The 7,743-nt window shown below is 70.9% G+C and carries 8 protein-coding genes; 6 read left to right on the forward strand and 2 right to left on the reverse strand.

All coding sequences use genetic code 11. The features are described from left to right. Window positions 1-132: 132 nt before the first annotated feature. Entirely contained in the window at window positions 133-1,296 is a 1,164-nt protein-coding gene (locus tag Q1V71_RS06245; RefSeq protein ID WP_300641799.1) for a steroid 3-ketoacyl-CoA thiolase, read from the reverse strand. Window positions 1,297-1,472: 176 nt separating this feature from the next. Between Q1V71_RS06245 and Q1V71_RS06250 the strand changes: the two genes are divergently transcribed. From Q1V71_RS06250 to Q1V71_RS06260, 3 genes are all read left to right on the forward strand, one after another. Further along, complete coding sequence (locus Q1V71_RS06250; protein ID WP_300641802.1) at window positions 1,473-2,711, forward strand: cytochrome P450; 1,239 nt, start codon at window positions 1,473-1,475, stop codon at window positions 2,709-2,711. Between the two features lie 63 nt (window positions 2,712-2,774). Then, window positions 2,775-4,019 carry a cytochrome P450 gene (locus Q1V71_RS06255; RefSeq protein ID WP_300641805.1) on the forward strand — a complete coding sequence of 415 codons (1,245 nt, stop codon included), beginning with the start codon at window positions 2,775-2,777 and terminating at the stop codon, window positions 4,017-4,019. A 25-nt stretch (window positions 4,020-4,044) separates the two neighbouring features. Next, a complete protein-coding gene (locus tag Q1V71_RS06260) occupies window positions 4,045-5,292 on the forward strand; it encodes a SpoIID/LytB domain-containing protein (protein WP_300641808.1) in 1,248 nt (415 codons plus the stop codon). 7 nt (window positions 5,293-5,299) lie between these two features. Here the strand turns inward: Q1V71_RS06260 and map are convergent, their stop codons facing one another. After that, a complete protein-coding gene (map, locus tag Q1V71_RS06265) occupies window positions 5,300-6,067 on the reverse strand; it encodes a type I methionyl aminopeptidase (protein WP_300641811.1) in 768 nt (255 codons plus the stop codon). A gap of 122 nt (window positions 6,068-6,189) precedes the next feature. Between map and Q1V71_RS06270 the strand changes: the two genes are divergently transcribed. The 3 genes from Q1V71_RS06270 to lepB all read left to right on the forward strand — a co-directional run. Beyond that, window positions 6,190-6,690, forward strand: a complete 501-nt coding sequence (locus Q1V71_RS06270) for a hypothetical protein (protein ID WP_300641814.1) — start codon at window positions 6,190-6,192, stop codon at window positions 6,688-6,690. Between the two features lie 197 nt (window positions 6,691-6,887). After that, window positions 6,888-7,235: a 50S ribosomal protein L19 gene (rplS, locus tag Q1V71_RS06275; protein ID WP_189084790.1), complete on the forward strand. Its 348-nt coding sequence runs from the start codon at window positions 6,888-6,890 to the stop codon at window positions 7,233-7,235. 92 nt (window positions 7,236-7,327) lie between these two features. Then, window positions 7,328-7,743, forward strand: a 416-nt coding sequence (lepB, locus tag Q1V71_RS06280; RefSeq protein WP_300641821.1) for a signal peptidase I, incomplete at its 3' end; no start/stop codon positions are given.

A 7,743-nucleotide genomic window follows, 5' to 3' on the forward strand; every position in this document is an offset into this window, starting at 1 on the left:
CGAGGACCCATCCGGGCCACTCCGCGAGTCAGACCTTTCGCCGTACGGCTGAAGGTTCGACCGTCCGGCGAAAGATCTAGCTGTTACCGGCTGAACCTTCGCCCGCCGGCCCCGCCAGCGCCGAGCCGACCCTCAGATCAGCTCCAGCACCGTCCCGGTCGCCATGGCACCACCGGCGCACATGGAGATAAGCGCCGTGGAGGCGCCACGACGCTCGAGCTCGTGGAGGGCGGTGGTGATGAGGCGGGTGCCGGTGGAGCCGACGGGGTGGCCCAGGGCGATGGCGCCGCCGTTGACGTTGACCTTGTCCATGTCGACCTTGTGCTCGCCGGCCCAGGACAGGACGACCGAGGCGAAGGCCTCGTTGACCTCGAACAGGTCGAAGTCCGAGATCGACATGCCGGTGCGGTCGAGCACCTTCTGGGTGGCGGCGACGGGGCCGTCCAGGTGGAAGTAGGGGTCTGAGCCGACGAGCGTGTGGGTGACGATCCGGGCCCGCGGGCGCAGGCCGAGGGAACGGGCGAGGTCCTCGTCCATGATCAGCACCGCGGAGGCGCCGTCGGAGATCTGCGAGGAGGTGCCGGCGGTGTGCAGGCCGTCGGGCAGCACGGTCTTCAACGAGGCCAGACCTTCGAGGGTCGTCTCGCGCAGGCCCTGGTCGGCGTCGACGGTACGACGCTCGCCGGTCGGCTTGCCGTCGGTGTCGAGCACGGGGGCGTCGTACGCCGCGATCTCGCGCTGGAACCGTCCTTCGTCGACCGCGACGCGGGCCTTCTGCTGGGAGGCGAGGCCGAAGGCCTCGAGGTCGGCGCGGGTGATGCCCCGGTGGCGCGCGATCCGGTCGGCGGCCTCGAACTGGTTGGGCATATCGATGGTCCAGTCGTCGGGCCGCGGGTCGCCCATGCCAGGAGGCACGTTGGCGCCGAGCGGGATGCGCGACATCGCCTCGACACCACACGCGATGCCGACCGAGATGGTGCCGGCGGCGACCATGTCGTTGACGAAGTGCGCGGCCTGCTGGCCCGAGCCGCACTGGGCGTCGATGGCGGTGCCGGCGGTGTGCTGGGGGAGACCGGCGTGCAGCCAGGCCCGGCGCACCATGTCGTTGGACTGCTCACCGGCCTGGGTCACGCAGCCGCCGACGACCTGCTCCACGAGCTCGGGGTCGACCCCCGCACGGCGCAGGACCTCTCCCTGGACGAAGCCCAGGAGCTGGGCGGGGTGGACACCCGCCAGCCAGCCCTTGCGCTTGCCGAGGGGGGTGCGGACGGCGTCGACGATCACTGGGGTTCCCATGGCAGCAAACTAGAACACGTTCTCGTTCGTGTCACGACACTGCCAGTCCGGGTGAGATCGTTGCCGCCGTACCGACGGTATGTAATGCTGCTCACTAGAACGTGTTCCACCGCTGGCGCGCCCCCGTGGCGGCCGCGGAGCACGCCCACCACGAGCCTTTGACGAGGGAGCAGCCCGTGACGATCGCCGAGACCCCCCTGGCGCCGTTCGACCCGACCGACCCCGACCTGATGCTGGCCCGGATGCCGCACGAGGAGCTGCTCGCGCTGCGTCGCACCGCGCCGGTCTCCTTCGTCGTCCAGGACGAGGTCGCCCGGGCGGGCTTCCCGGACCACGCGGGCTACTGGGCCATCAGCCGTCATGCCGACGTCGCGGCGGTCTCCAAGAACCAGAGCGACTTCTCCACCAATGCCAACGGCGTGATCATGCGGTTCGCACCCGACATGACCAAGGAGAACCGCGAGGCGTCGAACTTCCTGCTCATCAACCACGACGCGCCCGAGCACACCAAGCTGCGCCAGATCGTCTCGCGCGCCTTCACCCCGCGCGCGATCGCCGCCCTGCACGACGACCTGCAGGCCCGCGCCCGGACCATCTGGGCCGAGGCGGTCGAGTCCGGCAGCGGCGACTTCGTGGAGCAGGTGGCAGCCGAGCTGCCGCTCCAGGCGATCGCCGACCTCCTGGGCGTGCCGCAGGCCGACCGGGGCAAGCTCTTCGACTGGTCGAACCAGCTCATGTCGTACGACGACCCGACCGTCGAGGGCGACCAGATGGTCGCGTTCGCCGAGATCCTGGGCTACTCGATGGCCCTGGCCGACGAGCGCCGCAAGAACCCGCAGGACGACATCGTCACCAAGCTGGTCAGCGCCGACGTCGACGGCCGCGGCCTCACCGACGACGAGTTCGGGTTCTTCATGATCCTGCTGGCCGTGGCCGGCAACGAGACCACGCGCAACGCCATCACCTGGGGCATGCACGCCTTCGCCACCCACCCCGAGCAGTGGCAGACCTTCGTCGCGCAGCGCCCTGCGACAGCGACCGACGAGATCATCCGGTGGGCCACCCCGGTGACGGCCTTCCAGCGCACCGCCGTGCGTGACGTCGAGATCGGCGGCATCCAGGTGCCGGCCGGCGAGCGCGTCGGCCTGCTCTACGCCAGCGCGAACTTCGACGAGGACGTCTTCACCGACCCCTTCACCTTCGACGTGCTGCGCGACCACAACCCCCACCAGGCCTTCGGCGGCCACGGGGCGCACTACTGCATCGGGGCCAACCTGGCGCGCATGGAGGTCGACCTGATCTTCAACGCCATCGCCGACAGCGGCGTGAAGGTGGAGCTGCTCGGCGAGCCGGCCCGCCTGCGCAGCGGCTGGCTCAACGGCGTGAAGTCCATGCCGGTCGCCTACCACCACTGACACACTGCCCGCACCGCACCCAGCACCGCCGCCACTGCTCGACACCCACGCACGAGGAGCGCCATGTCCGTCGCCGACGTCCTGCCGGAGGGATTCTCCGACTTCACCGACCCGTTCCTGCTCGAGCGGGGCATCCCGCACGAGTCGTTCCGGGCGGCGCGCCAGCAGTTCCCCGTGACGTGGGTGGAGCAGGAGAAGGGCACGTACGACGGGATGTCGGAGGAGTCCGGCAGCGGCTACTGGGCCGTGACCAAGCACGCGGACGTCTCGGCGGTCTCGAAGAACTCCAAGGACTGGTCGACCGAGGAGAACGGCGCGATCATCCGCTTCTCCGAGGGGATGCTGCGCGAGCAGGTCGAGCTGCAGCGCACCATCCTGCTCAACCAGGACCCGCCGCACCACACGCAGCACCGGGCGATCATCAGCCGTGGCTTCACGCCCCGCTCGATCGCGGAGCTTGAGGAGACGATGGAGAGCCGCTCGCGCCAGATCGTCACCGACGCCCTGGCCGCGGGCCGCGGCAACTTCGTGGAGCAGGTCGCCGCCGAGCTGCCCCTCCAGGCGATCGCGGACCTGATCGGCGTCCCGCAGGAGGACCGGCACAAGCTGTTCGACTGGTCGAACCAGATGCTGGCCTCCGACGATCCCGACATCCAGGGGGAGCCCGACGTCGCGGCGGCGGAGATCCTCTCCTACGCGATGATGATGGCCGCCGACCGCAAGGCGAACCCCCGCGACGACATCGTCACCAAGCTGGTCAACGCCCACAGCGGCGACCGCGGCCTGACCGACGACGAGTTCGGCTTCTTCGTCATCCTGCTGGCCGTCGCCGGCAACGAGACCACCCGCAACGCCATCACCCACGGCATGAACGCCTTCTTCGACAACCCCGAGCAGTGGGAGCTGTGGAAGGCCGAGCGCCCCGACACGATGGTCGACGAGGTCGTGCGCTGGGCCAGCCCGATCAGCGTCTTCCAGCGCACCGCGCTGCGCGACACCGAGGTCGGCGGGGTGCCCGTGGCCAAGGGGCAGCGCGTGGGCCTGTTCTACGCCAGCGCGAACTTCGACGAGGACGTCTTCACCGACCCGTTCCGGTTCGACATCACCCGCGACCCCAACCCGCAGCTCGGCTTCGGCGGTCACGGCGCGCACTACTGCCTGGGCGCCAACCTGGCCCGCCAGGAGATCCGGGTCATCTTCCACGCGTTGGCGGACCTGGTCCCGGACATCACCCGCCTCTCGGAGCCCTCGCGGCTGCGGCACTCCTGGGTCAACGGGATCAAGGACCTCCAGGTCTCCTACACCTGAGCACCGGGCGGCCGATGGGAGCGGGGTGACCCGCCCCTCTCGGACGCTCCTCGCTGCCCTCGTAGCCACCGCGCTCACCTGCGTCGGGACGCCCGTCCTGCCCGGGCCTGTGCACGCGGTGCCGCGCGGCGAGGAGTCCGTCGCCGCCCCGGTGCCGGCCCGTGAGCGCCACGTGGCGGGGCTGTTGGCGGTCCCGGGCGACAGCTGGGTGGTGCTGCGCGGCCACGGGTGGGGCCACGGGCACGGCATGAGCCAGTACGGCGCCGGCGGGGCCGCGGCTGCGGGCCTGACCTGGCAGGAGATCCTCGACTTCTACTACCCGGGCACCCGCCGGGGCGCGGCCACCGGCGAGATCCGCGTGCTGCTCACCGGTGACACCACGCCCAACCTCGTCGTGCGGCACCAGCCGGGTCTCCAGCTCGTCGTGGGCGGCGCCGCGCACGTGCTCCCCGACGGGGTCACCGACCAGTGGCGACTGGCGCTCACGCCGCGGGGGCCGCGGCTGCAGCGTCGCGACGTGCAGGCGGGTGTCCTGCGGTGGCGTCCCGACCGACCGGTGCCCGCCGGGGCCGGCTTCGCGGCCGGTGGGGGACCGTTGGTGCTCGTGACTCCGAGCGGAGAGGCGTCGTACCGCGGGCGCCTCGTCGCCGTGGCCGGGGTCGGCACGGTCAACACCCTGCCGCTCGAGGACTACGTCCGCGGCGTGGTGACCCGGGAGATGCCCGCGTCGTGGCCCGCGCACGCGGTGGCTGCTCAGGCGGTCGCGGCCCGCACCGACGCGGTGCGGTCACGGGACGCAGCGCGGGCCTGGGACGTCTGCGACACCACCTCGTGCCAGGTGTACGGCGGGGTCGCGGGGGAGACCGCGGCCGGCGACGCCGCGGTGGTCGCGACCAGCGGGACGATCCTCACCCACGGCGGCCTGCCGGCCCTGACGATGTACTCCTCGAGCAACGGCGGACGTGCTCTGGGTGCCGGACTGCCCTACCTGGTCGACCAGCGGGACCCGTGGGACGACTGGGCCCCGAACCCGAACCACACCTGGCGGCGGATGGTGGCCGACACGACCCTGGAGCAGCTGCGCCCCGCGATCGGCGACCTCGTGGCGGTGGAGGTCCTCGAGCGCGAGGGCGGCGGTGAGTGGGGCGGGCGCGTCACGACCCTGCGACTGGTCGGGACGACCGGGACCGCCACCGTGCCCGGCGACGAGGTCAAGGCCCGCCTCGGGCTCAAGGAGCGGTGGTTCACCCTGGTCGGCGCCCGCAGGCGCTGAGTTCGCGTCAGTCCCGGGCCGTGAGGACCAGCGGACCGTCCTCGGTGATCGCAACCGTGTGCTCCATGTGGGCGCCGCGGCTGCCGTCGGCGCTGCGCAGCGTCCAGCCGTCGGGGTCGGTGAAGATCCGATCGGTCGTCTCGAGCCACCACGGCTCGATCGCGAGCACGAGCCCCGCCTTCAGTGGCATGCCCCGTCCCGGTCGCCCCGAGTTCGGCACGTGCGGGTCGCCGTGCATGGTGCGGCCGACGCCGTGGCCGCCGAAGTCGGTGTTCACGAGATAGCCCGACGCCTTCGCGACGTCGCCGATCGCCCGTGAGATGTCGCCGATCCGGTTGCCGACGCGCGCCGCGTCGATGCCCGCCGCGAGCGCCTCCTCAGTGGTGGAGATGAGTCGGAGGTCAGCTTCGCGGGGCGTGCCGACGACCACCGAGATCGCGGAGTCGGAGACCCAGCCGTTCACCGAGGCCGCGAAGTCGAGGCTCAGCAGGTCGCCGTCGCGCAGCACATAGTCGTGGGGGAGGCCGTGCAGCACCGCGTCGTTCACGGAGGTGCAGATGACCTTGCCGAAGGGGCTCGCGCCGAAAGAGGGGTGGTAGTCGATGTAGCAGCTCTCGGCGCCGGCCTTGCGGATCATCTCGTGCGCGAGGGCGTCGAGCTCCAGCAGGTTCATGCCCGGCTTCGCCGCGGCGGAGGTGGCCTGCAGCACGCTGGCCACGAAGCGGCCGGCGGGCCGCATCTCCTCGATCTCGGCGGGGGTCCTCAGTTCGATCACGATCATCCTCTCCGAGACCATTCTGGCGGATGCCGCGGGCGCGGCCTCGCCGTCCAGTCTCCAGGCTCCGCCCTGAGTGAACACCCGGTGCGCTCACAGCGCGCCGAGGTTAGCCTGTCGGCATGCTCCTCAGGCGCCTCTTCTACCGCTGGCAGTTCGTCGCGGTGATCGCCCTGCCGCTCTGGCTGGTGATCGGCTGGGCGTTCTTCGGCGCCGGCGGCTGGGGCACGCTCGGGCTCGTGATCACGGTGCCCGCCGCGTTCCTCACGCTGCTCGTCGTGGCGCTGCTCGTGAACGCCCGCCCGACCGCCCGCTCCGAGCGGGCCGCATCCTGGCTCGACGTCGGCGTCCTCGGCGCCTGGCAGCTCGCCATCGTCGGCACCGGGTTCTACGGCGCCACGGCCACGCTGTTCAGTGTGCTCGCCATCGTCGGCGCCGTCGCCGCGTTCTGGGTCGCGCTGTCGCAGCTCGTCGCCGACGGCTCCCGGCGGATGCGCGCCACGATGGCGGAGTTCGAGCGGCAGGCCGCCGCGCAGAGCGGGCAGCCGGTGCCCGGCCCGCCGAAGCCGCCGTCCGACGACGGCGACGGCGACGTCATCATCGTGCACGAGGTCCGCGACTGAGACCGGACGCGCGTCCGAATCATCCGCCGCCGCGCCGTGTTGGCGGGTGGCGCCGCGATCTGGCAGAATAGACGCTTGTGCCGCTGCTCGGCCCTGCCTCCGGGGAGCCTGCGACGCGCTCACGCGCGAGGCGGCACCGCACTCTTTCCAATTCTGATCCGCGTTCGACCGGTGGCGGGCGCAGAGAGCGAACCATCATGCACATCCTCGACCACGTCGACGCCGCGAGCCTGAAGTCGGATATCCCTGACTTCCGCCCGGGCGACACCGTCAAGGTGCACGTCAACATCGTCGAAGGCACGCGCTCGCGCGTCCAGGTCTTCCAGGGCGTCGTCATCGGCCGCTCGGGCGAGGGCGTCCGCGAGACCTTCACGGTCCGCAAGATCAGCTTCCAGGTCGGCGTCGAGCGCAAGTTCCCGGTGCACTCGCCGATCATCGACAAGATCGAGGTCGTCACCCGCGGTGACGTGCGTCGCGCGAAGCTCTACTACCTGCGCGAGCTCCGCGGCAAGAAGGCCAAGATCAAGGAGAAGCGCGAGAGCTGAACCGCTCGCGTCGAAGCGCCTGTCCGAGCTCCCCGCCCCTACACTGGGACGGGGAGCTCGGCGTTTTTTCCGAGCGAATGACACGGGGTTCCATGACAGACGAGACGCAGTCCACCGCGACCACCGACGACCGCGGGCAGCAGAAGCAGGGCAGGAAGCGCGGAGTGCTGCTGTTCCTCCGCGATCTGCTGATCATCTTCGTGGTCGCGGTGCTGGTGTCCTTCCTGATCAAGACGTTCCTGATCCGCTCGTTCTTCATCCCGTCGCAGTCGATGGAGCAGACGCTCGAGGTCGACGACCGCATCATCGTCAACGAGCTCGTCCCCGACGTCGTCCCGCTCGAGCGCGGCGACGTCGTGGTGTTCCGCGATCCGGGCGGCTGGTTGCCCGTGCGCGAAGAGCCGCAGCAGCCGCCGCTCGTCGCGGCGGTCGACTGGGTCCTCGCCTTCGTGGGCCTCTCGGCGCCCGACTCCAACGACCACTTGGTGAAGCGCATCATCGGGCTGCC

The organism is Nocardioides sp., from assembly GCF_030149505.1.
Lineage (GTDB): Bacteria > Actinomycetota > Actinomycetes > Propionibacteriales > Nocardioidaceae > Nocardioides.